The sequence below is a fragment of the Kribbella voronezhensis genome (genome assembly GCF_004365175.1).
GTDB classification, from domain to species: domain Bacteria; phylum Actinomycetota; class Actinomycetes; order Propionibacteriales; family Kribbellaceae; genus Kribbella; species Kribbella voronezhensis.
The window spans coordinates 4,612,444-4,635,693 of the sequence record NZ_SOCE01000001.1 but is presented as its reverse complement, the minus strand read 5'-3'; the positions used below and the strand labels follow the sequence as shown (position 1 = coordinate 4,635,693).

The 23,250-nt window shown below is 68.6% G+C and carries 24 protein-coding genes and 1 pseudogene; 9 read left to right on the top strand and 16 right to left on the bottom strand.

The genetic code is table 11. From position 1 onward, the window contains the following. Positions 1–208 precede the first annotated feature (208 nt). Positions 209–1,759 (bottom strand): ArnT family glycosyltransferase, encoded by a 1,551-nt coding sequence (locus tag EV138_RS21580; protein ID WP_166678653.1) that lies wholly within the window; start codon positions 1,757–1,759, stop codon positions 209–211. Positions 1,760–1,847: 88 nt separating this feature from the next. Between EV138_RS21580 and EV138_RS21575 the strand changes: the two genes are divergently transcribed. After that, complete coding sequence (locus EV138_RS21575) at positions 1,848–2,585, top strand: hypothetical protein (RefSeq protein ID WP_133980647.1); 738 nt, start codon at positions 1,848–1,850, stop codon at positions 2,583–2,585. Positions 2,586–2,588: 3 nt separating this feature from the next. Here the strand turns inward: EV138_RS21575 and EV138_RS21570 are convergent, their stop codons facing one another. Next, positions 2,589–3,533 (bottom strand): phosphotransferase enzyme family protein, encoded by a 945-nt coding sequence (locus tag EV138_RS21570; protein ID WP_166678652.1) that lies wholly within the window; start codon positions 3,531–3,533, stop codon positions 2,589–2,591. A 41-nt stretch (positions 3,534–3,574) separates the two neighbouring features. Continuing rightward, positions 3,575–4,342, bottom strand: coding sequence for an AraC family transcriptional regulator (locus EV138_RS21565; protein WP_112249052.1), 768 nt, complete (start codon positions 4,340–4,342; stop codon positions 3,575–3,577). 111 nt (positions 4,343–4,453) lie between these two features. Between EV138_RS21565 and EV138_RS21560 the strand changes: the two genes are divergently transcribed. Together EV138_RS21560 and EV138_RS21555 are read left to right on the top strand one after the other, a co-directional pair. Continuing rightward, the gene (locus tag EV138_RS21560; protein ID WP_202866786.1) at positions 4,454–5,317 is read left to right on the top strand and encodes a phytanoyl-CoA dioxygenase family protein; all 864 of its coding nucleotides are present in this window, start codon (positions 4,454–4,456) and stop codon (positions 5,315–5,317) included. Further along, positions 5,314–5,601 carry a hypothetical protein gene (locus tag EV138_RS21555; RefSeq protein WP_133980645.1) on the top strand — a complete coding sequence of 96 codons (288 nt, stop codon included), beginning with the start codon at positions 5,314–5,316 and terminating at the stop codon, positions 5,599–5,601. Before EV138_RS21560 ends, EV138_RS21555 begins: the two co-directional genes overlap by 4 nt. A gap of 8 nt (positions 5,602–5,609) precedes the next feature. On the opposite strand, the gene EV138_RS21550 is transcribed toward EV138_RS21555, so the two are convergent. Beyond that, positions 5,610–6,629: a lactonase family protein gene (locus tag EV138_RS21550; RefSeq protein ID WP_133980644.1), complete on the bottom strand. Its 1,020-nt coding sequence runs from the start codon at positions 6,627–6,629 to the stop codon at positions 5,610–5,612. A gap of 93 nt (positions 6,630–6,722) precedes the next feature. On the opposite strand from EV138_RS21550, the gene EV138_RS21545 reads away from it, so the two are divergent. Both EV138_RS21545 and EV138_RS21540 read left to right on the top strand, forming a co-directional pair. Continuing rightward, positions 6,723–7,340, top strand: coding sequence for a hypothetical protein (locus tag EV138_RS21545; RefSeq protein WP_133980643.1), 618 nt, complete (start codon positions 6,723–6,725; stop codon positions 7,338–7,340). 103 nt (positions 7,341–7,443) lie between these two features. Next, complete coding sequence (locus EV138_RS21540; RefSeq protein WP_202866785.1) at positions 7,444–7,944, top strand: nitroreductase/quinone reductase family protein; 501 nt, start codon at positions 7,444–7,446, stop codon at positions 7,942–7,944. Here the strand turns inward: EV138_RS21540 and EV138_RS21535 are convergent. The 11 genes and pseudogenes from EV138_RS21535 to EV138_RS21485 all read right to left on the bottom strand — a co-directional run bounded on the left by EV138_RS21535 (position 7,937) and on the right by EV138_RS21485 (position 18,616). After that, positions 7,937–9,388 carry an NADH-quinone oxidoreductase subunit N gene (locus EV138_RS21535; RefSeq protein WP_133980642.1) on the bottom strand — a complete coding sequence of 484 codons (1,452 nt, stop codon included), beginning with the start codon at positions 9,386–9,388 and terminating at the stop codon, positions 7,937–7,939. The two genes, EV138_RS21540 and EV138_RS21535, sit on opposite strands and share 8 nt — an antisense overlap. Further along, the gene (locus EV138_RS21530) at positions 9,385–10,923 is read right to left on the bottom strand and encodes a complex I subunit 4 family protein (RefSeq protein ID WP_133980641.1); all 1,539 of its coding nucleotides are present in this window, start codon (positions 10,921–10,923) and stop codon (positions 9,385–9,387) included. Before EV138_RS21530 ends, EV138_RS21535 begins: the two co-directional genes overlap by 4 nt. Continuing rightward, on the bottom strand, positions 10,920–12,686 hold the full coding sequence (locus tag EV138_RS21525; RefSeq protein WP_133980640.1) for an NADH-quinone oxidoreductase subunit 5 family protein: 1,767 nt from the start codon (positions 12,684–12,686) through the stop codon (positions 10,920–10,922). Before EV138_RS21525 ends, EV138_RS21530 begins: the two co-directional genes overlap by 4 nt. Next, entirely contained in the window at positions 12,683–13,015 is a 333-nt protein-coding gene (nuoK, locus tag EV138_RS21520; RefSeq protein WP_133980639.1) for an NADH-quinone oxidoreductase subunit NuoK, read from the bottom strand. Before nuoK ends, EV138_RS21525 begins: the two co-directional genes overlap by 4 nt. Then, a complete protein-coding gene (locus EV138_RS21515) occupies positions 13,015–13,554 on the bottom strand; it encodes an NADH-quinone oxidoreductase subunit J family protein (protein ID WP_133980638.1) in 540 nt (179 codons plus the stop codon). The genes nuoK and EV138_RS21515 overlap by 1 nt, the downstream gene beginning before the upstream one ends. A 179-nt stretch (positions 13,555–13,733) precedes the next feature. Continuing rightward, positions 13,734–13,949: pseudogene (locus tag EV138_RS38150) on the bottom strand (4Fe-4S binding protein); the annotation flags it as partial. A gap of 340 nt (positions 13,950–14,289) precedes the next feature. Next, on the bottom strand, positions 14,290–15,051 hold the full coding sequence (locus tag EV138_RS21505; RefSeq protein ID WP_133980636.1) for a methylenetetrahydrofolate reductase: 762 nt from the start codon (positions 15,049–15,051) through the stop codon (positions 14,290–14,292). Positions 15,052–15,140: 89 nt separating this feature from the next. Then, entirely contained in the window at positions 15,141–16,361 is a 1,221-nt protein-coding gene (locus EV138_RS21500) for an RNA polymerase sigma factor (protein WP_133980635.1), read from the bottom strand. After that, the gene (locus EV138_RS21495) at positions 16,361–16,702 is read right to left on the bottom strand and encodes a YciI family protein (protein ID WP_133980634.1); all 342 of its coding nucleotides are present in this window, start codon (positions 16,700–16,702) and stop codon (positions 16,361–16,363) included. Before EV138_RS21495 ends, EV138_RS21500 begins: the two co-directional genes overlap by 1 nt. Before the next feature lie 43 nt (positions 16,703–16,745). Further along, positions 16,746–17,963 carry a sensor histidine kinase gene (locus EV138_RS21490; protein ID WP_238158271.1) on the bottom strand — a complete coding sequence of 406 codons (1,218 nt, stop codon included), beginning with the start codon at positions 17,961–17,963 and terminating at the stop codon, positions 16,746–16,748. Further along, positions 17,960–18,616 (bottom strand): response regulator transcription factor, encoded by a 657-nt coding sequence (locus EV138_RS21485; protein WP_133980633.1) that lies wholly within the window; start codon positions 18,614–18,616, stop codon positions 17,960–17,962. Before EV138_RS21485 ends, EV138_RS21490 begins: the two co-directional genes overlap by 4 nt. 136 nt (positions 18,617–18,752) lie before the next feature. On the opposite strand from EV138_RS21485, the gene EV138_RS21480 reads away from it, so the two are divergent. The 4 genes from EV138_RS21480 to EV138_RS21465 are packed head-to-tail and all read left to right on the top strand — an operon-like array spanning position 18,753 to position 22,196. Beyond that, positions 18,753–19,274, top strand: coding sequence for a hypothetical protein (locus tag EV138_RS21480; RefSeq protein ID WP_202866784.1), 522 nt, complete (start codon positions 18,753–18,755; stop codon positions 19,272–19,274). Further along, the gene (locus tag EV138_RS21475; protein WP_133982044.1) at positions 19,274–20,320 is read left to right on the top strand and encodes an efflux RND transporter periplasmic adaptor subunit; all 1,047 of its coding nucleotides are present in this window, start codon (positions 19,274–19,276) and stop codon (positions 20,318–20,320) included. The genes EV138_RS21480 and EV138_RS21475 overlap by 1 nt, the downstream gene beginning before the upstream one ends. Continuing rightward, positions 20,317–20,979, top strand: coding sequence for an ABC transporter ATP-binding protein (locus EV138_RS21470; RefSeq protein ID WP_133980632.1), 663 nt, complete (start codon positions 20,317–20,319; stop codon positions 20,977–20,979). Before EV138_RS21475 ends, EV138_RS21470 begins: the two co-directional genes overlap by 4 nt. Beyond that, complete coding sequence (locus EV138_RS21465; RefSeq protein WP_133980631.1) at positions 20,979–22,196, top strand: ABC transporter permease; 1,218 nt, start codon at positions 20,979–20,981, stop codon at positions 22,194–22,196. The genes EV138_RS21470 and EV138_RS21465 overlap by 1 nt, the downstream gene beginning before the upstream one ends. 30 nt (positions 22,197–22,226) lie before the next feature. Here EV138_RS21465 and EV138_RS21460 read toward each other — a convergent pair whose 3' ends face one another. Then, a complete protein-coding gene (locus EV138_RS21460) occupies positions 22,227–23,177 on the bottom strand; it encodes a complex I subunit 1/NuoH family protein (protein WP_133980630.1) in 951 nt (316 codons plus the stop codon). Positions 23,178–23,250: the final 73 nt, after the last annotated feature.

Below are 23,250 nucleotides of genomic sequence, written 5' to 3'. Positions count from 1 at the left end.
GCTGGTCGCCGCGACCCCTGTCTCCGACTCCGACCTTCCTGCCGGCCAGCCTTCTGGCGCGCGGGGTGACTGATCTCACCAGCCCCGACACCGTGAGGGGTCCGTCTCACTAGCCCCGACACCGTGAGGGGTCCGTCTCACTAGCCCCGACACCGTGAGGGGTCCGTCTCACCAGCCTCGACACCGTGAGGGCTCCCGCAGTACGGGGTCAGCCGAGGCGGGTTAGGTGGGGCCAGACGGTTGACCAAGGGTCGCGGAGTTGGCAGATCCAGATTGGTTTGCCGCGCTCGCGTGTGGCGGCCGGTGCCTCGACCACGCCGGCCTGGGTGAGGGTCTGGCAGGCCTGCCAGGTCCATTCCGGGATGTCTGAAGGTCCGGTACGCCGGAAGCCGTCCACCACGACGGCGATGTCGGCCGAGTCCGGGGGCGGGCCCCAGTTGGCGAAGCCGTTGTGGCCGCTGTACGCCCGAGGCAGTCCGCGAGCCGGCCCGAAGCGCTCGAGGGCCGCGGCCTGGCCGTAGCTGTAGGTGTAGACGACCGCACGGGAACGCTCTGCCGGGGATAGTTGGTTCATAGCGCGAGCGACCGAGTCGGCGAGCTCTGGCCAGCCGATCTGGCTGCGGGCCTGGTCGACGGTCAGAGCCTTGCCGTATGCGACCGCCGTCCGCTCCGGCAGCAGGGGCAGGCCGAGCGGCGCTGCGATGAGGAGGGACAGAGCGAGTACGCCGTACAGGGTGATCGCTCGCTGGCGAGAGTGGAGCCAGCGGTCGGCGGCGATGCCGGCTCCGGCGAAGACGGCTGGGTAGGCGCTGGCGAGGTAGGTCGCTTTGCCGCCGGTGATCATCAGCAACGCAGCGAACACTATGAAGGTCACTGCGAAGACACGAAAGCTACGCCACAGCCAGACGCCGCCGGCGACGCACAGCGGTAGCAGTAGTGGGCCGACGACGACCTGGTACGGCAGGAGGCCCAGCGAGCCGCCCTGCGCCGCCTGCTCTCGCAGTACCGAGGCCATGGTCAGCTGAGGCCAGTCATGTCGAGCCTGCCACAGCAGGTACGGCGTCCACAGCGCCAGCGACACCAGAGCGGCGACGACGAACCACCGGCTGTACATGATCCGCCGAGGGCCGACCAGTACCAGAGCCACCAGTACTGCGAACACCCACAGAGCCAGCGTCATCTTGTTGAGCAGGCCGACGCCCAGCACCAGTCCGATGATCAGCCAGAGCCGGTCGTTGCCAGTGCGGATCAGTCGGCACAGCAGCCAGCTCAGAGCCGCTACGAATGTGAGATCAGTCGTACTGGTTCCCAGCACGTGCCCAGTGATCAGCACCATCGTCGAGCAAGAGAACGCGCCCGCAGCGATCAACTCGGCTCGCAGCGAGCCACCCAGCTCACGGACGAGCAGTGCGACGAAGAGCACCGTCAGTACCGTGCAGATCGTCGCAGGAACCCGCAGCGCCCAGACCTCGCCAGGTGCCAGCGCGTCGCCGAGGCGGGCCAGCAGTGGCGTCAGGGGCGGTTGGTCGGGGTACCCCCAGGCCGGGTGCTTGCCCGAGACCAGGAAGTACAGCTCGTCGTGGTAGTAGCCGTAGCGGTTGCTGACCAGGGTCAGTACGGTCGCCAGTGAGCCGAGCAGGGCCAGCAAGGGGCGATTGCGGCTGGGCTCGCGGCGCACCGGCGCGGGGACCTTGTCGGGTCCGGTCGCCTCCTTCTTGCCGAAGGCGGTCGCCTCGAAGGTGTTCGCCGGGGAGCTCATGCTTCCGAGATTCGCGCTCCGGCCTATACCGCTGTCATACCGCGAAACTCCGTGGCGGGAGGCGGCGGTCGCGACTAGCGTTCGCGGCATGTACGAGCTGATCCCGGTCGCCACCGCACCTGAGCTGGACGAGGAAGCCGAGCGGCGGTTCGTAGAGGACTGGCCGGAGTTCATCTTTCACGACGAGGGCGTGACGCCGTACCGCGAGCGCCGGATCGAATACTTCCGCGACTGGGAGTTCTACCTCGTCGACGCCGATGACCGGCGGTTGATCGCGGGCTGCTGGGGGGTGCCGATCGCCTGGGACGGCACGGTCGCGGATCTTCCGGGTGGCTTCACGGACTCGCTGGCCCGCTCGGTCGAGTCGTACGAGGCCGGGGTGGTCCCGGACACGTTCGTGCTGATGGCGGCGGCCGTGCGGAACGACGAGCAGGGCAAGGGACACGCCGGCCGGGTGATCACCGCAGTGAAGGAGCAGGCGCTCGCGCGCGGTCTCACCAAGATGATCGCGCCGGTCCGGCCGACCTTGAAGTCGCAGTACCCGCTGATCGACATCGCCGAGTTCATGACCTGGACCCGCGACGACGGGCTCCCGCTCGACCCCTGGCTGCGCACTCACGTCCGGCTCGGCGCCACCCTGCTCGCCCCGGCTCCGGCGAGCCAGACGATGACCGGCTCAGTCGCTGACTGGGAGAAGTGGACCGGCATGGCGCTCCCAGCCACCGGCACCTACGTCATCCCCGACGGCCTGACGACCCTCACCATCGACCGCGACGCGGACACCGGCCACTACCAAGAACCCAACATCTGGCTCCGCCACGCCTGACCGTCAGGCGAGAGCACGTACTGCGAGGCCTTCGGGGCTGAGGATGAAGCGGACGACCTCGAGGCGTTGTGTGCGGTCGAGGGCTCCACTGAGGACGTAGTCGGACCAGCCCGTGAAGTCTTCGATGGCTCGGGCTGAGCGGTAGTAGGCGAGGCGGGTCGGGTCCAGCTCGACGCTGCCGTAGCCGGTGAAGAAGGCGTCCTGTTCGGCGGGGCTGGTCGGGCCGATCGAGCCCATGCCGCCCAGGAAGAACAGGAGGTCTTGCTCGGGCGGCGCCAGTACTACGTCGTCCCAGTCGATGAGGTACAGCTGCTCGGCAGTGACCAGCACGTTGGCGAGATGGGGGTCGGCGTGGCAGAGCACAGCAGTGCCGCCGAGGTCGCGGGCAGCAAGGTCCGCGCACTGATCGAACACTGCGGTGATGAGGTCGTCGTGAGCTTCCCAGACAGCCGCTAGCTCCTCCTCGACAGTGTCGGCCGGTGTAGCGAGCCTGGCTCGGACAGAGCGGGCCAGGGCGGGCATGCGAGCGTTGATGGGGTTGATCCGCGGCAGCACGGCTCGTAGCTCAGCGGGCGGCTCTGCGCGATGTACGTCCGCCAACAGACCGCCGTACGACGTCCACTGCTCAAGAGTGAGCCCTGTCTCGGAGGCGCGCTCTCCTGCGATCCATGGCATCACCGAGAGCCGCCGGCCCTCGCGCTCACTCCACAAGCCACCAGTGAGAGTCCGGACCGGCCCAGGCACTTCCTGGACGCCCCTGCTTGCCAGGTACGCCGTTGCGCGGGGTCCGGCGTCCGTGCCGCCACCGGACCACTTCACCGCGTACGACGCGTCGCCGACAGCTCGCCACACCTCAGCGGCGACGTCAGCACCCTCGTGCACCTGCACCAGGTCCAGTACGTCGAGCCCGAAGTCCTCGGCCAGCCAGCGCCGCAGCTTGTCTGTCACGGATCCAACGATGCCCTGCACACTCGTCGGCCGCAGCCCACTTACCCGGCGCGGACCGAGCGTGGGGAGCCGCCCAGTTCTCGGTGGCAGGACTTGTTGAAGGCGTGCAGGTCGGGAATGCCGACCGAGGCAGCGACGGCTGGGATGGACAGAGTCGAGGAGACCAGCAGGTGGCGAGCGCGAGCCATCCGGCGTTGGCGGATGTAGGCGACGACCGTCGTTCCGGTCTCCGACCGGAAGAGGCGGGTCAGGTGGTTGTGCGAGACACCGGCGGCTCGGGCCAGCGCGGGGACCGTTAGTGGCCGCGCCAGGTTTGCTTCGATGTAGGCGATGGCTGCGGCGACGGCCGGGTGGCCCGCAGTACCGCCGCCTTCGCCGAGTGCTGCGCTGAGCTGGGCGACTCGCCAGAGCGCGGTCCACACCTCGGCGGCGACTCGGGCCGTGCCGGACGGGGTCGCCTCGATCGCCTGGCGGAGCAGATCGGACAGTACGGGCGCCGCAGTACCGGAGTCCTGCACCACCGGAACGTACGACGGCTCGCCGACGAGGCGCGGGCGGAAGTGCGCGTAGAGGTGCTCCGAGCGACCGCGGTATGCGAACTCCACCTGCACTCCGGCCGGCACCAGACTGACCGAGCCGGGCGAGACCTCGTACGCCGTGCCGTCGACCGTCAGATCCGCCGAGTACCCGTAGAGGTGGAACTGCCACAGGTCGGGCAGCAAGTAGGTGTCTCGCCGGCCGCGCACGCCGTGAACCCCGACGCCGGCGTGCACCCGCTCGGGCGGCTCGGCCAGGTGCAACAAGACCATGGTGAGAAATTACCACCAGTGGTGATCTCAACCCACGCGAAACAAGTCTCGCCATACCTAGCCTGGACGAGTACCAACCACCACGGACCAGTCGCCCCGAGAGGGAGAGACATGCCCCATCCACATCGCAAGAACCTGCTCACCTCGGTCCAGATGGCGCATTTCGTCGCCACCGGAGCGTTCCGGATGGACGCCGTCGTACCCGACGAGATGAACCGCGAAGCGATCGACGTACTGAAGGCCGGCATCCCGGGCGTCCCGTACGGCACCCCGCTGTCGGAGGCGTTCGAGGGCAGCGAGTTCGTCCAGAAGCTGGTGCAGCTGCCGGAGATCGCCGGCGCCATCCACAGCCTGGTCGGCCCCGAGCCCACGGTCGACCACCACGCCGTCCACATCCGCAAGGCCAACGAGGGCGAGGCGCAGGACCTGCACGGCGACGCGATCATCGACGTCCGCCCGGACGCGTTCGACGTACAGCTCATGTACTACCCGCAGGAGGTGACGCTCGAGATGGGCGGCACCCTCAGCGTGCCCGGCAGCCATCTGCGCAAGACCAACGAGTCCGACACCGGCCGGTACCAGAACCTGCTCGGCCAGACGCGGCTCACCTGCCCGCCCGGCACCGTGGTGTTCCTGCACCACGGCATCTGGCACGGCGGCCGCAGGAACGACAGCGACATCGACCGCTACATGTTCAAGATCCGCTTCAACCCGACCGTCCGCCAGGTCCAGCTGTGGAACACCGACGACCTGTACGACGAGCAGGTGGCGGCCGAGCTCGGTCAGTACTTCCCCTGGTACGAGAACGCCACCGCCCGGCTCGAGATCTACAACCGGGTCAAGCTGTGGCAGGCACTGACCGGTGACGACACGTTCGACCCGGACTACTGGGTCACCCGGGTGTCGAACCGCCCGCAGCGGGTGGTCGCGCAGCGCAGCGTCAACCCGCACGCCGCGAAGAAGGAGATGGCATGACCACGACAACTGCCCAGCAAACCGTTCGCCAGCAGGTGCTCGTGCTGTACCTGGCCTCGTCCGCGCTGGACTCGCGCGTGGTCGGCTGGTCGACGTACGACGGCACCGGGGCGACCACGCCGACGACGGGTGACAGCGACGAACCGCCGTACGGGACCGGGCTGGACGCCTTGAAGGACGGCTGGCGGCTGTTCCAGGCCGCGCAGCTGCTGCCGCCGCAGCCGGGTCACGAGTACGACGTGTCGTTCCTCAAGCACGAGTTCTTCTTCGAGAAGCTCGTCTGAGACCTCGGTCAGGCAGGCAGCACGCAGACCGGCTTGGGCCAGCTCAGCGGCGTCCCCGTTGCGGTGAGGGCGCCGCTGCTCTGGTCGACGGCGAAGACGGCAATGGTGTCCGACTTCTCGTTCGCCGCATACAGCTCGGTCCCATTCTTGCTGAAGGCAAGGTGCCGCGGCCCGGAACCACCGGAGGGGATCGTCTGGATCAGTTCCACGTCGATCCCGTCGGCACCGGTCTCGAACACCGCGATGGTGTCGTCGCCGCGGTTCGACCCGTACACGAACCGCCCGTCGGCCGACACCAGCACCTCGGCCGGTGCGTTCTCCCCCTCAGCACCCTCAGGCCGGGTCGACACCGTCTGTACTACGGTCAGCCCGCCGTCGGCGTAGCTGCAGACCGACAGCGTGGAGTCCAGCTCGTTGATCACGTACGCCGCGCCGCCGCCCGGGTGGAACGCGATGTGCCGCGGGCCGGCGCCGGGGTGGACCGCCAGACGGTCCACTGCCTCCAGTTGGCCTTTGGGGGTCAGCGTCGACACGTGTACCGAGTCCGAGCCGAGGTCGACGTCGAACGCGTACTGGCCGGCCGGGTCGAACGTCACTTGGTGAGCATGCGGACCTTCCTGGCGCTCCTGGTTCGGCCCGGTGCCCTCGCGCTGCAGGAACTGGGTCGCCTCGCCGAGCGAACCGTCGGCCGAGATCGGGTGGATCGCGACCGACCCCGAGCTGTAGTTCGCCGACAACAGGAACGCGCCGGTCGGGTCGAGCTCGACATGGCAGGGATGCGCACCACCGGTCGGCTGGTCGTTGAGGAACTCCAGCGAGCCGTCGTCCTGAATCCGGAACGCACTGACCCGACCGGCGTCGAGCTCGTTCGCCGCGTACAGGAACCTGCCGTCGGCCGACCGAGTCAGGAACGACGGATCCTCGGTCACCGCGGCAACCCCCATCGCGTCGAGCGGACCGAACCCGATCCCTTCCCCGCCGCCCGCCTGACTGGTGTACCCACCGACATAGATCCGCTCCGAAGTCATACCCCCTACCCTGCCAGGTCCCCGCACCCCCAGCACCCACCAATCCACCATTCAGGCGAGTGCTCGGGTCTTGCGGATAGGTAATGTCGGCGGGTGATCATCGACGACCAGCGCACCGCCCGCGGCCTCCGGACCGTTGCTGAGCTACTGGAACTGGCCGAGGCGGGCACGATCATCCTCGACCCGTACTCCGTCCTGGTGGGCACCCGCGTGCGTCTGGGTGACGGAAATGTCCTTTACCCGGGGGTCGTGATCGAGTGTGATCCAGAGAGTTCCTGCGAGCTCGGTTCGGGAAACACGCTGCTCCCGGGCACCTTCATCGCCGCATCTGGCGGCGGCTCGATCGTCATCGGCGACCACAACCGCATCGGCGAAGGCGGCGCTCGCCTCGTCGCCGGGCAACCCGGTTCGCGATTGACCGTCGGCGACCGCACCCGCATCAGCAGTTCACCCGTGATCGTCGCGCCTGCCGACCTCGGTGACGGATGCCAGGTACTCGGTCAGATCACCGCGCAGCAGGTACAACTGTCCGGCGGTGCCGACTGGTCTCATCCGGACCCTGACCATCGCGGCGCAGTTCTCAAAGGTTTCGGCAAGGCACGAGGGCTGAGCGTCGGAGTGGGCGAGGTCGTGAACGGTTCCGGCGACTTCGCCGACGCCTCGCTCGAGCGTCAACGCGCCTATCATCCGGATGCGCCACGCCTCAGCTGATACTGCGGACACGCTTCCTCAACGACTCGCCTCGTCCGCCGGTCCACGGTGGAGGTGACCTTCGGCCCTGGTTGGGCGGCAGGGTCGGTGTCAGCGTGAGTTCGTGAGCACTCAGAAGAATGCCGGTGAGGCGAAGGGCCTGCACCGGTTCGACCGTTGGCTGTACCGCGGCGGGCGGCCGAATCGCCTGGCGCGAACGATGAACCGCATCTCGGCCGTCCACTTCGCGAGTGGCCTCGCGCCGAGCAGCTGGGTCACCCTGGAGGTGCCCGGACGGCGTACGGGCCGCGTCGTCTCCTTCCCGCTTGTCGTCGCGGACTACCAGGGCGAGCGCTATCTGGTTTCGATGCTCGGAGAGAACACGAACTGGGTACGCAACGTCCAGGCGGCCAACGGGCGCGTGCTCCTGCGCCACGGCCGCCGCGAGACTGTCCAACTGGAGGAGGTCGAGGTCGGCGCTCGACCACCCATTCTTCGCCGCTACCTGGAGTGCGCTCCGGGAGCTCGGGCTCATCTGCCGGTCGACCGGCACGCGCCGTTGACGGAGTTCGAACGGATCGCCGGGCAGTTCCCGGTCTTCCGGATCACTTCCGTGCCTACGTGACCAGGGCGAAGAGGGTGCTGGGGAGGACGGAGAGGACTACAGCGGCGCCGGCGCAGGTGCTGATGACGGCGACCGCGGGGTTTTCGATGTCGACGGAGAACGGGTCGTCGGCGGGGAGGCGGAAGAGTTCTGCGATCCAGCGGAGGTAGACGGCCAGGCCGATCATCACGTTGACGGCCATCACCGCGGCCAGCCAGCCGATGTGGGCGTCGAGGACTGCCTGGAACGCGGCGAACTTGGTGAAGAGACCCGCCAGGCCTGGTGGAAGACCTGCCAGGACGACGAGGAAGAAGACGAGCGCGACACCGAGGCCCGGCTCGGAGCGAACCATGCCGCGGTAGTCGGTGAGCAGACCGGCCGGGCGATGCCGCTGGACGACTGCCACTGCACCGAAGGCGCCGAGCGTGACCACGACGTACGCCGCGAGGTAGCCGACGACCGCTTGCGCGTCGCCGACCGCGAGTGGGGCGAGCAGGAAGCCGACCTGACCGATCGACGACCAGGCGAGCAGCCGGACGGCCTCGACCTGGCGTAGCGCGGCCAAATTGCCCACCGTCATCGTGACCGCCGCGAGGATGCAGACCACTGTCCGCAACGACGACCCGCTCGGCGCCACGCCGAAAGTGACGAGGACCAGGAGTCCGGCGACGCCGGCCGACTTCGACACGACCGCGAGGAAGGCGGCGACCTCGACCGGCGCACCGGCGTACGTGTCGGGCAGCCAGCCGTGGAAGGGCACCGCGGCGATCTTGAACCCGAACCCGACGATCACGAACAACCCGGCCGCGAACGCCACCCGGCGCAGGTCCGGATCGATCGCGGGCAGCCGGGTGACGATCGTCTGGAGATAGAGCGACCCCGTCACGCCGTACAGGTAGGAGATCCCGAACAGCATCACGGCCGTCGACAGCACCGAGACCAGGAACGCCTTCAACGCACCTTCGGAGCCTCGCCGGTCGCGCCGTAGGGCAACCATCGCGAAGCTCGGCAGCGAGACCACCTCGAGCGCGATCACGACGGTCGCGAGATCCCGCGCACCGGCCAGAACGGTTGCCCCGGTCAACGCGCTGAGCAGGAGGAAGTGGTACTCCCCCACCGGGATGTCGACGTCGAGCAACCGGTACGCCGACAGGCCGACGACTCCGAGCCCGCCAAACAGCAGCACCGCCCACAAGCCGACCGTGAGTGGCTCGAAGACCAGGCTGCACTGCGCCGGCCCTTCGACCGCCGGCCGACAGAACGCGGGCTTGAGGCTGTTGCGCTGCACCGCGATGAACGCGAGCCCGAACAGGATCGCGGCTCCGGTGATCAGCGTGATCACCGTATGCCTGACCTGCTTGCTGCCGGTCCGCCACAAGGCGTCGGCCAGCAGCACGGTGACGGCGCCGAGGGCGAGCACCAGCGGTACGGCGATCGCCTGCCAGTCGGTCCAGGTCATCGTCATAGGAACGTCCAGTACTGCAGCAGGAACCAGGGCCAGAGGCCGAGGAAGACGGTGAGCAGGATCAGCGGCGCCCAGGCGATCAGTTCGATCCGGCTCAGGTCCACCGCGAAGGCGGCGGCCGGATGCTCGGCCGGGTCACCCTGGCAGAGGTTGCGGACCAGGCGGAGGAAGTACGCCGCGGTGAGCACCGTACCGATTCCGGCGATCACCATGAACACCAGGAACGTTGTCCGAGGCAACAGATCACCGGGATGGTAGGCGCCGAGGAGGACCAGCATCTCGCCCCAGAACCCGGCCAGCCCGGGCAGGCCGAGCGAGGCGAGGCAGGCGAACGTGAGCAGCCCACCGATGCGCGGCAGTCGCGCGTACAGCGCGCGGCCGATCGCGCGCAGGTCGCTGGTGTCGTGCCGGTCCTTGATCGCGCCGGCCAGGAAGAACAGCAGGCCGGTGATGATGCCGTGCGCGATGTTGGCGAACAGCGCGCCGGTCAGCCCTTCTGGCGACATGGTCGCGATGCCGAGCCCGATGAAGCCCATGTGACCGACGCTGGAGTAGGCGATCAGCCGCTTCACATCGGTCTGGGCCAAGCACGCCAGCGACCCGGCGATGATCGCCACGGTGGAGAGACCGCCGAGGTACGGCGCGATGGTGGCCGAGTCGCCGGGCAGCACCGGCAGCAGGATCCGGATCATCCCGTAACTGCCGAGCTTCAGCAGGACGCCCGCCAGCAGCACCGAGCCGACCGTGGGAGCCTTGGCGTGCGCATCGGGCAACCAGATGTGCAGCGGCCAGAGCGGCATCTTCACCGCCAGGCCGACCGCGATCAGCAGCGCGGCCTTGAGACCGGTGCCGCCGCTGCTCCGCCACGGATGGCTGCTCAGGTACTCGATGTCGAACGACCCGGTCAGCCGATGCACCAGCAGGAAACCGAGCAGCATCAGCGCCGACCCGAGCACCGTCATCAGCACGAAGGTGGTCGCCGCGCGCCGCCGCCCGGCCGGGTCGTGGTCGTCGCCCCAGATGTCGATCACCAGCCACATCGGGATCAGCACGACCTCGAAGAACAGGAAGAACAACACCAGGTCGAGCGCCGAGAACGTGCCGATCACGCCGGTCTCGATCACCAGTAGCAGTGCGATCAGCGACCGCATCCGGCCCGCGCGCGGCGTGATGCGCAGGGAGTACAGACAGCAGAGGAAGACCAGCAGGGCGGTCAGCGCGATCAACGGCATCGAGATCGTGTCGATGCCGAGATGGAACCGCACATCGAGCGATGGGATCCAGGAGACGTCGGTTTCGGCGTACCCATGGACCTTGCCGGGCAGCGTCCGAGGTAGCGGCCCCGCCGTCAGCAGAGACGGTCCGTCCGGCGTGACCAGTTTCCACCAGAGCACGCCCGAGCCGATCAGCACGAGGCCCGAGATCACCGACCCGACGACGGCGGCGACCCGCTCGCCGGTCCCGGCGGGCAAGGCCCACAACAACGCAGCGGTCAACGCGGGAACTGCGAGCAGGGCGATCAGCAACCAACTCACGAGCCGATCACCCCCGCGAGAATCGCGAGCGCGACCACACCGACCACGGCCGCGGTCAGATACGTCTGCACATTGCCGGTCTGCAGCCGCCGGAAGCCTTCGGAGGCGAGCGTTCCGGCCTTGCCGGTCGCCCGCACATAACCACCGATCACATCCCGGTCGCCACCGACAGCAAGCTTGGCGAACCACCGCACCGGTACGACGAACAGCCGCTGGTACGCCGAGTCGACGCCGAACTCACGTTCCAGCAGCACCGGCCGTGGATCCGCACCCCGCTGCCACAACGAGTACGCCGGGAGTGCGCCGAACAGCGCCAGCACAGTCGTCACCAGAGCGATCGGCCAGTCGATGTGCACCCCGTCGGCGTAACCGAGCCCAGCGGCACCGATGGCGAGCAGGATCAGCGGAGCGAGCATCAGCCAGGAACCGTCGTGCAGCTTGGACGTGTCCGGGTCCTCCAGATCCGCCATCGGATCGTCGGCCTCGAACGCTCCCAGCGCGCCCGCGAGCGCCGGAGTACGGAAGAAGACCCAGAGCCACAGGCGCACGCAGTAGAAGGCGGTCATCGCGGCGGTGAGGCAGACCGAGATCAGGACGACCCAGCCGAGGGTGGATCCGTCCCGGGCGTGGTCCCAGGCTGCTTCGACCACGGAGTCCTTGGAGAAGAATCCGGCCAGCCCTGGTACGCCGGCGAGCGCGCCGAGGCCGATCGTCATCGTGACGAAGGTGACCGGCATCGCCTTCCTGAGCACACCGCGGCGGGTGTAGCGCCGGAGTACGACGAAGGCCGCGCTGCCGATCTGGTGCAGCAGAACGCCGGCGCAGAGGAAGAGGAGGCCCTTGAAGGCCGCGTGAGTGAGCAGGTGGAACAGGGCGGCGTGCCGACCGTCCTTGGTGCCGAGCGAGAGCCCCGCGAACATGATCGCCAACTGGCTCACGGTCGACCAGGCGAGCACCCGCTTCACCTCGACCGCGGCCATCGCGCAGAGTGCGGCGAAGACCATGGTCACGCAGGCAACGATCGCAAGCACCGTGAGCGTCGCGTCGGCGGCGGTGAACAGGTCGAACAGCCGGGCGATCACGAAGACGCCGGCGGCAACCATCGTGGCGGCGTGGATCAGCGCACTGACCGGGCTCGGACCCGGCATCGCGTCCGGAAGCCAGGTCTGCAAGGGCACTTGCGCCGACTTGCCGACCACGCCGACGAGCAGCAGCAACGTCCCGGCGGTCAGTGCGGGCGACGACATCTCGTCGGCGCGCAGGTCGGAGATCTTGAACGTATCGCCGGCGACACCGAGCACGAAGATGCCGAACAGGAAGCCGACATCGCCGAGCCGGGTCATCAGGAAGGCCTTCATCGCGCCCGCGCGCGCGTCCTGGCGCTCCCAGTAGTGGCCGATCAACAGGTACGAGCAGGCACCCATCACCTCCCACCCGATCAGCAGCAGGAACAGGCTGTCCGAGACGACCACCGTCACCATCGCCGCGGTGAACAGCGTGACGAGCGCCGTGTACGACGCGACGCGTTTCTCCAGGTAGCCGATCGAGTAGACCTGCACGCAGGCCGAGACGACGCCGACCACGGCGAGCATCAGCACGGTCAGGTCGTCGGTCCGGACACCGAAAGTGAAGTAGGTGTGGATTCCGGCGTAGCTGCCGGCGAGATCGGCCTGCTGAGGATCCACGCCGTACAGCAGGGCGGCGGTCAGGATGACCAGCAGGGAGAAGCCGACGCCGATCACCCGCCAGGCGGTCGCGATCACAGCTCGTTCTCCTGGAGCTCGGGCTGCTCGCGTAGATCACGGGCCAGGTCGGCGTCGACATGGCCGTGACCACGGAACAGCAGCAACACGATCGCCAGACCGAGGCCGATCTCGGCGGCCGCCAAGGTGATCACGAAGACCGCGAGCGTCTGGCCGGTCGCCAGGCCGTCGAGACGCCAGGCGTCGAAGGCGACCAGGTTCAGGTTCACCGCGTTCAGCATCAGCTCGAACGACATCAGCATCGTGATCGCGTTCCGGCGCGCGAGCACGCCGTACACGCCCAGGCAGAACAGCAGCACCGCCAGCAGCAGCGGCAGGACCAACGGCATCAGTCGTCCCCCTTCCCCGAGGACGACACCGTCTCATCAGGCTCCGACAGTTTGCCGGACCGCTGGGAAAGCACGATCGCGCCGATCAATGCCGCGAGCAACAACACCGACAGGACCTCGAACGGCAACACCCAGACGCGGAACACCGCAGTACCGACATCCGCCGCGGCGCCGGCGGGCACGGGCTTGATCTTCTCGTTGCCGAAGGCAATCACTATGCCGGTGCCGAGGAGCAGGAACAGTACGCCGGCGACGGCGGCGGCGAAGGGGCTGCGGCGGGTCGTCAACGCAGGCAGCGGGTTGGTGGGTGCCTTGGTCAGCATGAGGGCGAAGAGGACCAGTACGACGATCGCGCCGACGTACACCAGGATCTGCACCAGCGCGACGAACTCGGCGTGCAGGGCGCCGAAGCAGCCCGCTACCGCGCCCAGTGCGACCACCAGCCAGAGCGCGGCGTGCACGATCCGGCGCGTGGTGACGACCACCACGGCCGCGACCACTGCCACCGCCCCCGCGATGGAGAAGAGCGCAGTGGTCACCCGTCGCTCCTCGGCTCATCCACTCGCGCGGCGTCGCCCGGTCCGGGGTCGATGGGCTCGATCACCGAGGGTCCCGGGTCGATCGGTTGGGGTGCCGGGACGGTCCACATCCAGTCGCGGAGGCGATCCTTCTCGTGGGTGAGGTTGCGCAGGTCCGTCTCGGCGTACTCGAACTCGGGCGACCAGAACAGCGCGTCGAACGGGCACGCCTCGATGCAGATCCCGCAGTACATGCAGAGCGAGAAGTCGATCGCGAACCGGTCCAGCACGTTCCGGCTCCGCTCGCGCGCCTGCTCACCGACCGACGGCGCGGTCTCGGTGTGCGAGTCGATGTAGATGCACCAGCTCGGGCACTCGCGCGCGCAGAGCATGCAGGAGGTGCAGTTCTCCTCCATCAGCGCGATCACTCCGCGCGACCGCGGCGGGAGCTCCGGCTGGACATCCGGATACTGCTCGGTGACGGAGCGGCGGGACAGCGTCTTCGCGGTGACCTTCAAGCCATCGATCAGACCCTTGCCAGGTACGGCCACGCCTCCTCCTCCGTCAGTCGGTTCTGCACGCTGAGACTAGTCGCTCCCACCCCGGGAGAGCACGAACAGGCGCGTACTCCGCCCAAACGGTGCGGACCGCCAGGCCATCAGTGCTGCGTGACAGGCCGTCAGTGGGGTGGAAGTCGGATCGCCCTGAGCGTAGGCGGCGCCGCCGAACTGCGGCACTGATGGTGTGGCGGTCCGGTCAGAGCTCGCGCTCGAGGCGGGCGGCCACCTGGCGGTAGCGGCTGACGGGGACGAGGTGTACGCCGTCGAAGGCGCCCGATTCCTTGATCTGGAGGATGTGGTCGCAGGCCGCCTCGACGCCGGCGTCCGGGTCTTGTTCTACCGCGGCGATCAGGTGGTCCGGGATGGTGAGCTGTGGGAGGGCGGCCAGGTTGTGGGCCATTTTGGCGCTGGCGAGGACCATCACGCCCGCGTAGATCGGGATATCGGCGGTGACGGTGTCACGCCAGCGCAGGAGGTCGTCGAGGGAGTAGCTGACCTGGACGTACAGGAAGTCGGCCTCCGCCTTCCAGGCGGGGATCGGGCGGAGGCGGGTGGCGGCGCCGACCTGGAAGGGCGCGATGCCGGGGAAGGAGGTGGCTCGGGCCTCCTCGATCATCGTCCGGACGGTCAACTGGCTGGTCCGCGCCCCCGCTGTCGGCTCGTCACCGTGGACGAACAGGAACTGCTCCACGCCGTACGCCGCCGCCGTCAACAGGTCGCGCCGGAACCCGAGCAGGTTCCGGTCCCGCGAGTTCAAGCAAGCGATACCGCGCGCACCCATCGCCTGCACCTCGTTGGCCACCGCCACGCTGGACACCGTCGCCCGCCCGATGTGATTGTCCGGAATCAAGAACGCATCCGCGATCGGGCTCATCACCCCGATCTGATGCCGAACCTTCCGCAAATCCGGCCGCGTCGGCGGCTCCACCTCACAAACCACCTCAAACCCGTCACCCATGCCACCGGACTGTAGCGACCCGTACCTTCGACCGATGGCGATATATCAGCTGTTGATCCGGGCGATGGAAGGGCAGGGTGAGCCGGCTGCTACGGATTGGTCACCTGCGCGCGTTGATGGGTGAGGAAGGCCTTTTCGGTGGTGTTCGTGGTCAGGGTGATGGCTGTGTCGTAGGCGGCGACGGCTTCGGGGAGGCGGTGGAGGCGGGTCAGGAGGTCGGCTCGGATGGCGTGGAAGAGGTAGTAGTTGCCGAGGTCTAGGTCGTCGATGAGGGCGAGGGCCGCGAGGGGGCCGTCGAGCTCGGCGACGGCGACTGCTCGGTTGAGGGCGACGATTGGGGTGGGGGTGAGGGCCAGCAGGTGGTCGTAGAGCTGGACGATCTGGTCCCACGCTGTGTCGGAGGCCGAAGTCGCGTCGCTGTGGACGGCATTGATGGCTGCCTGCAGTTGGTACGGACCTGGCGCGCCTCGGCGAAGGCAACGGCGTACGAGATCCTGACCCTCCGAGACCAAGCCCCGGTCCCACAGTGAGCGGTCCTGTTGCGGCAGCGGGATCAGCGAACCGTCCGGCCCGACCCGCGCCGGCCGGCGGGATTCCTGCAGCAGCATGAGCGCGAGCAGACCGACCGCCTCAGGCTCGTCTGGCATCAGCGAGACGAGCAGCCGGCCGAGCCGGATCGCCTCGAGGCAGAGCTCGGAGCGGATCAGCTCGTCGCCCGACGAAGCGGCGTACCCCTCGTTGAAGATCAGGTAGACGACAGCCAGTACGCCGCGCACCCGCTCCGGCAGATCAGCCTCGTAGGGCACCCGGTACGGGATCCCCGCCGTACGGATCTTCGCCTTCGCCCGCACCAGCCGCTGCGCCATCGTTGCTTCAGGCACCAAAAACGCACGGGCGATCTCCGCAGTGGTGAGGCCGCCGAGCAACCGCAACGTCAAGGCCACGCGGACGTTCAAGGCGAGCGCCGGGTGGCAGCAGGTGAAGATCAATCGCAGTCGGTCGTCACGCACAACGCCCTCCTCCAGCGGCTCGTCCTGGGCATGCAGCAATGCCGCCTGCGCGTGCTTGTCCTCCCGCGACGCCTCGCGCCGCAACCGGTCGATCGCGCGATTCCGTGCGGTCATGATGATCCACCCGGCCGGACTCGGCGGCAGCCCGGCGTCCGGCCACTTCTCCACAGCCGCCGCGAACGCTTCCTGTACTGCGTCCTCCGCGATGTCCAGGTCGCCGAACACCCGGGCCAGTACGGCGACCGCGCGCCCGTGCTCGGCCCGGAAGACACCCGCGATGTCCGCTGTAGAAGGATGCATCAGACGACGGGTCTGATTTCGATCGACAGCGGCTCGAGGATCCGGGCGAGTCGGCGGGCCCAGTCCAGCGCCTCGTCGAGGTCCTCGGCCTGGATGATCATGAACCCGCCGAGGTGCTCCTTGCCCTCGGTGAACGGGCCGTCCGTGACGAGCAACTCGTCACCCGCGGCACGCAGTACGGTCGCCGACTCCGGCGGATGGAGCCCCGCGTCCATCACCCAGGCCCCGGCCGCGCGGAGCTCGTCGGCCAGGCTGGTCAGGTTCTTCATGATCGGTTCGAGCACCGCCGGCTCCGGCGGCGGGCCGTCCGGCTGATAGATGCTGAGCAGGTACTTCTTCATGAGGTCCTCCAGAGATTCGGTCCCACCCACTACACGAACGGGTTCACCCCGGATCGACAGGCAACGTCACGACCACCACCAGTCCACCACCCTCACGCGCCCGGGCCTTGACCGATCCACCGTGCGCCTCGGCCACGGACCGGACGATCGACAACCCCAGCCCGGCGCCCTTCGCCGAGACCAGCCGGTCGTCGTTCAGCCGATGAAACGGCTTGAACAACCCTTCCACCTCGTACGGCGGGATGTCGGCCCCGCTGTTCGCCACCTCGACCTCCACCTGATCGGCCGTACGCCGGCTGCTGACCTCGACCCACCCGCCGGCCTGGTTGTGCCGGATCGCGTTCTCGACCAGGTTGTGCACCAGCCGTTCGAGCAACAACGCGTCCCCCGACGTCGGCCCATCCCCCGGATCAGCCCGTACTTCGACGTCGGCGGCGCCCGCCTCGCTGGCGGACTGGGCCACCACGTGCCCGACCACATCGGCCAGGTTCACCGGGTAGCGGTCCGTCAGCTCCTTCTCCGAATCGGCGAGGATCAGCAGGCCGCTGATCAACTGCTCGTGCCGGTGGTTGATCGCCAGCAGACTCTCGCCCAACTGCTTCACATCCTCCGAGGCCGATCGCCGGTGCATGGCGACCTCCACCAGCGCCCGGCCGACGGTGAGCGGCGTCCGAAGTTCGTGGGAGGCGTTCGCGACGAACCGGCGCTGCCCGTCGAAGGAGTGGTCCAGCCGCTCCACCATCGTGTCGAACGCGTCGGCGAGATTCTTCACCTCGTCGTCCGGCCCGCTGAGCGCGATCCGCTCGTGCAGCCCACGTCCGGCGGCCGGTGCCGTCGCGATCCGGCGGGCCGTATCGGTGACGCGATAAAGCGGCGCGAGCACCCGCCCCGCCACCAGCCAGCCGGAGCCGGCCGCCAGACCGCCGACCAGCAGGAGCGCGATCCCGCCTTGAGTCAGCAAGGACTTCGTGGCGGCCGACCGCAACTGGTCGCGCTGCTCGTTCATCACCCGCTCGGCGTCAGGTCCGGTCAGGACGTCACCCGCGCTGTTGAGGACGACCAGCTCCTTCTGTGGCTGCTTGGCCGGCGTCGCGCCGCTCGGAGCGGGCGTCAGGTAGGTGCCCTTGACGATCACCCGATGGTCCGACGAGAGCTGCTGGCTGAAGAGCGCGTAGGTCAGGCCGAGCAGCAGCACGCCGGCCACCATGAACAGCCCGCCGTAGATCAGGGTCAGCCGGGCGCGAAGGGACAGATGCTTCACGGGATCCGGTACCCCACTCCCGTGACGGTTTCGACCACCGCGGGCTCGCCGAGTTTGCGGCGGAGCTTGAGGATCGTCAGTCGCACAGCGCCGGTGAACGGATCGACATGCTCGTCCCAGGCCTTCTCCAGCAACTGCTCAGCAGACACCGTGGCCCCGTCGGCCCGCAGCAGCTCGGCCAGTACGGCGAACTCCTTCTTCGCCAGCGGCACATAGCGGCCGTCCCGGAACACCTCGTGCCGAGCCGGATCCAACGTCAGCCCGCTACGCCGTAGTACCGGTGGATCGGCGGGGCGGCTTCGGCGGCCCAGTGCCTGCACGCGAGCAGCCAGTTCGGCGAACGCGAACGGCTTGGTCAGGTAGTCGTCGGCACCGAGTCCGAGCCCTTCCACCCGATCGTTGATCGCCGCCGCGGCCGTCAGCATCAGTACCCGGGTGGTCGACCCGGACGCCACCAGTTCACGGCAGACGTCGTCCCCGTGGACGCGCGGGAGATCCCGGTCCAGCACCAGTACGTCGTACTCGTTGACCGTCAGCCGTTCGAGCGCGGCCGAGCCGTCGGCGGCCAGGTCGACAGCGTGCGCCTCGTCGCGCAGCCACTCCGCGATCGCTGCCGCGAGCAACGGTTCGTCCTCGGCCACCAGTACCCGCATTCGACCGCCCCCTCTCCTCGGTTCTCCCATGATCGCCGACCGCGGTGTTTCCTCCGCGTTAGCGACCAGTGGAAACGCCAGGGAAACGCCGGTCCCCCTTGGCTGGGGCAGGTCAGCCAACTCAGAAGGAGACACCGTGAAGCGACAGCACACCCTCGGCGCCCTGGCCGCGATCGTCCTGGCCATGACCCTGACCGGTTGCGGGTCCGGGGCCGAGGACAAGCAGGTGGCCTCGGGCAACGGCAGCCAGGCGGCGACCGGCCCGAGCAGTGCGCCGGCGAGCCTGAGCCAGGACGAGAAGGGCGTGAAGTTCGCCCAATGCCTGCGCGAGAACGGGATCGACGTCAAGGATCCCGAACCGGGCAAGGGCATCCAGCTCAAGCTCGACCCCAGTAGCGGGATCCGCAAGGAGGACGTCGACAAAGCCATGGAGGCCTGCAAGCAGTACGACCCGCAGGCCGACGGATCGAACAATGCCAACCCTCAGGCGGAGGAGAACGGGCGGAAGTTCGCGGAGTGCATGCGGAAGAACGGCGTCGAGAAGTTCCCGGACCCGAAGCCGGGTCAGCGCGGGATCGTGATCGACAAGGCGACCGCGGACGACCCGGATCTGCAGAAGGCGCAGGAGACCTGTCAGCCCATCCTGGCGGGCAAGTGATGCCGCGGCGCGCAGTACTGGTCGTAGTGGCGCTCGCAGCCGGTGGCGCGTTGACAGCCGTTCTGCTCAGCCGGTCGGACAGCAGTCAGGCCGCGGACAAGGACACCGCTGCTCTGCCGCCCAAGACGGCCGAGGTGACCCGCCAGACCCTCACCGACAGCGAGACCGTCGACGGCGAATTGGGCTACGGCACCACGACGTCCGCGGTCAGCCGCAGGCCCGGCACGATCACCTGGCTCCCTGAGACCGGCCAGGCGCTCAGCCGCGGCCAGGCGCTCTACAAGGTGAACAACGAACCCACCAGCATCATGTACGGCGGCCTGCCGGCGTACCGGCGGCTTGCAGTCGGCAGCGAGGGGCCAGATGTCCTGCAACTCGAGCAGAACCTCAAGAATCTGGGCTACACCGGGTTCACGGTGGACGACGAGTACACGTCGGCCACGGCCGACGCGGTCGAGGAGTGGCAGGACGACCGCGGCTTCGACGAGACAGGGGCGGTCGAACTCGGCCAGGTCGTCTTCACCGACGGCCCGGTGCGGGTGGACAGCCTCGCGGCCTCACAGGGCGCGCCGATCGCGCCCGGACAGCCGGTGTTGAGCTACTCCGGCACGACCAAGGCTGTCACCGTCGAACTCGACGCGGCCGATCAGCGGCTGGCGAAGCGGGGCGCCAGGGTGTCGGCCACCTTGCCCGACGACAGTACGGTCGCGGGCCGGATCGACGAGGTGTCCACCAAGATCGTCCCGGCCACCGCGCCGGAACAGGAGCCGACGACGAAGTTCGAAGTACTTGTTGCCATCAGCAACCAGAAGGCGCCGGCGCCCGCCTCGGTCGCTGTGGAGTTCACGGCCTCGGAGCGGAAGAACGTCCTGACCGTCCCGGTCGCCGCGCTGCTCGCGTTGCAGGAGGGCGGTTTCGGCGTCGAGGTCGTCGGCGCCGACGGTTCGCGGTACGTGCCGGTGAAGACCGGGATGTTCGCGGGAGGACGGGTCGAGATCAGCGGCGCCGGGATCGCCGCCGGAATCAAAGTGGGGGTGCCGAAGTGATCGAGCTGACCGACGTGACCAAGACCTATCCGGGCGGGGTCAGCGCGCTGGCGGGTGTGTCGTTGCGGATCGAGACGGGCGAACTGGTCGCGATCGTCGGACCGTCCGGGTCCGGCAAGTCGACGATGCTGAACGTGCTCGGCACACTGGACCGACCGACCACCGGCCGGGTGCGGATCGACCGGTACGACGTGGCGCGGCTGTCCGACGCCGGTTTGTCGGCCTTGCGGGCGAGCCGGATCGGCTTCGTGTTCCAGCAGTTCCACCTGGCGGCCGGCGTACGGGCCCTGGACAACGTCGCGGACGGGTTGCTGTACTCCGGTCTGCGCCGGGGCGAACGACGTCGCCGGGCCGAGGCCGCGCTGGAACGCGTCGGTCTAGGACATCGACTGCACCACCGACCGCACGAACTCTCCGGCGGCGAGCGCCAACGGGTCGCCGTCGCCCGCGCTGTCGCGGGCGACCCCGCGCTGCTTCTCGCGGACGAGCCGACCGGCGCACTCGACTCGGTGTCCGGTGCCGGCGTGATGCAACTGCTCCGCGACCTCAACACCGCCGGTACGACGGTCGTCGTCATCACCCATGATCGCGACATCGCCGCCTCGCTCCCCCGCCGGCTCGCCATGCGTGACGGCCACCTGCTTCCCGAGGCCGCCTGATGGCGGCGGCTGAGGTGAGGCCGCACGAGGTCTTGCGTCCAGCCCGGCTCTGGGCAGGAGATGTCGTACGCGTCGGCGCGGTGGGGCTGAGGACGCGGCCCCTGCGAGCGTTCCTGTCCGCACTGGGGATCGCGATCGGGATCGGCGCGATGGTCTCCGTGGTCGGCATCTCCTCGTCCTCGCAGGCAGAGCTGAACAACACCCTCGATGCCCTCGGCACCAATCTGCTGACCGTCACTCCCGGCACGACGCTGACCGGATCACAGGCGCAGTTGCCGCTGACCGCCGAGGCGATGGTCGGCCGGATCGGCCCGGTCCTGGAGCAGTCCGCGATCGGCCGCGTGGACGACAGGAACGTCTACCGCACCGACCGGATCCCCGCGGTCGAAACCAACGGAATCGTCCCGTACGCCGCCCGCGTCGACCTGCTCACCACGGTCGGCGGCACCCTTCGCAGCGGCCGCTGGCTCGACGCGGCGACCGGCAGGTACCCGGCGACCGTGCTCGGCTCCGCCGCGGCCGAACGGCTCGGGATCAGCCGGCCGGACACCCAGGTGCTGATCGGCAACCGCTGGTTCACCGTGATCGGAATCCTCCAGCCGGCCGCGCTCGCTCCCGAACTCGACAGCGCCGCGCTGATCGGCTGGCCGGCGGCAGACTCGACCCTCGGCTTCGACGGCCACCCGACCAGGATCTACACCCGGTCCCGCGACTCCCAGGTCGACGCGGTCCGCTCGGTCCTCGGGGCTACCGCGAACCCCGAGGCGCCGAACGAGGTCGAGGTGTCGCGTCCGTCCGATGCGCTCGCGGCGAAGCAGGCCGCTGGTGAGGCGTTCACCGGGCTGCTGCTCGGACTCGGTGCGGTCGCACTGCTCGTCGGCGGGGTCGGCGTTGCCAACATCATGGTGATCTCCGTGCTCGAGCGCCGGGCCGAGATCGGCCTGCGGCGATCCCTGGGCGCTACCCGGGGGCAGGTGCGGACGCAGTTCCTGACCGAGTCGTTGCTGTTGTCCGCGTTGGGCGGTGCTGGTGGAGCTGTGCTGGGCAGCGGAGTCACCGCCGGGTACGCGGCGTACCAGAACTGGCTGACGGTGATCCCGGTGTGGGCGTTGCTCGGCGGCTTCGCGTCGACCTTGGTGATCGGCGGCCTGGCCGGCCTCTACCCGGCGATCCGCGCGTCACGGCTCGCGCCGACCGAGGCGCTGGCGACGCCGTAGTACCGGCGGCGTCGTAGTGCGTCGTGGGACTCAGTAGAAGACTGCGACGCCGATGCCGGTGAGGGCCAGTTGGAGCAGGGCCAAGGGGACGAGGCCCTGCCAGGCCAGTTTCTGGAGTTGGTCGGCGCGCATGCGGGGGAAGGCGACCCGGACCCAGATGACGACGAGGGAGACCAGGGCGACCTTGATCGCGGTCCAGACCCAGCCGAGGCCGTCCGGTCCGGGACCGCTCCAGCCGCCGAGGAACAGCACTGTGGTCAGGCCGGCCAGCACCACGATCCCGGCGTACTCGGCGAGCAAGAACATGGCGAAGCGGAGTCCGGTGTACTCCGTGTAGGGACCGAAGATCACCTCCGAGTCGGCGACCGGCATGTCGAACGGCGGCCGCTGCAACTCGGCGAGGCCGGCGATGAAGAACACGATCAGGCCGGGCAGCTGCCAGAGGATCCACCACGGGTTCCACTGGTGGACGATGCCGCTCAGGCTGAGCGTGCCCGCGGCCACCGCGACGCTGGCTGCCGACAGCACGAACGGCAACTCGTAGCTCATCAGCTGGGCCGCGACGCGGAGGCCGCCGAGGAGGCTGTACTTGTTGCCGCTGGCCCAGCCGGCCATCAGCGAGCCGAGCACGCCGACGGACATCACCGCGAGGACGAAGAACAGGCCGGAGTCGAGATCCGCGCCGACGACGCCGGGCGCGATCGGGATCGCGGCCATCGCCGCCATGTACGGCAGGATCGCGACGATCGGCGCCCACTCGAAGACCCGCCGGTCCGCGGCGGCCGGGGTCACGCTCTCCTTCTGGACGAACTTCACCCCGTCGGCGACGAGCTGCGCCCAGCCGTGGAACGCACCGGCGTACATCGGCCCGAGCCGCGACTGCATGTGCGCCATCACCTTGTGCTCGGCCTGGCCGACCAGCAACGGCGTCACCAGGAACGCGACCAGCACGCCGACGACCCGCACCACGAACTCGAGCATGACCGAACCCTACCGAGTCCGGCTTGACCTGAACCAATGTTGAGGTCGCAGGGTGTGGAGAAACAACCGTCTG

Bases quoted from the DNA above. Each gene is read 5' to 3' on its own strand.
- EV138_RS21550 (WP_133980644.1), bottom strand. From the start codon at position 6,629: ATGACTTCGGAGCGGATCTATGTCGGTGGGTACACCAGTCAGGCGGGC.
- EV138_RS21560 (WP_202866786.1), top strand. From the start codon at position 4,454: ATGCCCCATCCACATCGCAAGAACCTGCTCACCTCGGTCCAGATGGCG.
- EV138_RS21460 (WP_133980630.1), bottom strand. From the start codon at position 23,177: ATGCTCGAGTTCGTGGTGCGGGTCGTCGGCGTGCTGGTCGCGTTCCTG.
- EV138_RS21475 (WP_133982044.1), top strand. From the start codon at position 19,274: ATGCCGCGGCGCGCAGTACTGGTCGTAGTGGCGCTCGCAGCCGGTGGC.
- EV138_RS21580 (WP_166678653.1), bottom strand. From the start codon at position 1,759: ATGAGCTCCCCGGCGAACACCTTCGAGGCGACCGCCTTCGGCAAGAAG.
- EV138_RS21535 (WP_133980642.1), bottom strand. From the start codon at position 9,388: ATGACGATGACCTGGACCGACTGGCAGGCGATCGCCGTACCGCTGGTG.
- EV138_RS21505 (WP_133980636.1), bottom strand. From the start codon at position 15,051: ATGGGTGACGGGTTTGAGGTGGTTTGTGAGGTGGAGCCGCCGACGCGG.
- EV138_RS21465 (WP_133980631.1), top strand. From the start codon at position 20,979: ATGGCGGCGGCTGAGGTGAGGCCGCACGAGGTCTTGCGTCCAGCCCGG.
- EV138_RS21500 (WP_133980635.1), bottom strand. From the start codon at position 16,361: ATGCATCCTTCTACAGCGGACATCGCGGGTGTCTTCCGGGCCGAGCAC.
- nuoK (WP_133980639.1), bottom strand. From the start codon at position 13,015: ATGCCGTTGGTCCTGCCGCTGCTGCTGGCGGTGCTGCTGTTCTGCCTG.
- EV138_RS21575 (WP_133980647.1), top strand. From the start codon at position 1,848: ATGTACGAGCTGATCCCGGTCGCCACCGCACCTGAGCTGGACGAGGAA.
- EV138_RS21495 (WP_133980634.1), bottom strand. From the start codon at position 16,702: ATGAAGAAGTACCTGCTCAGCATCTATCAGCCGGACGGCCCGCCGCCG.
- EV138_RS21555 (WP_133980645.1), top strand. From the start codon at position 5,314: ATGACCACGACAACTGCCCAGCAAACCGTTCGCCAGCAGGTGCTCGTG.
- EV138_RS21485 (WP_133980633.1), bottom strand. From the start codon at position 18,616: ATGCGGGTACTGGTGGCCGAGGACGAACCGTTGCTCGCGGCAGCGATC.
- EV138_RS21565 (WP_112249052.1), bottom strand. From the start codon at position 4,342: ATGGTCTTGTTGCACCTGGCCGAGCCGCCCGAGCGGGTGCACGCCGGC.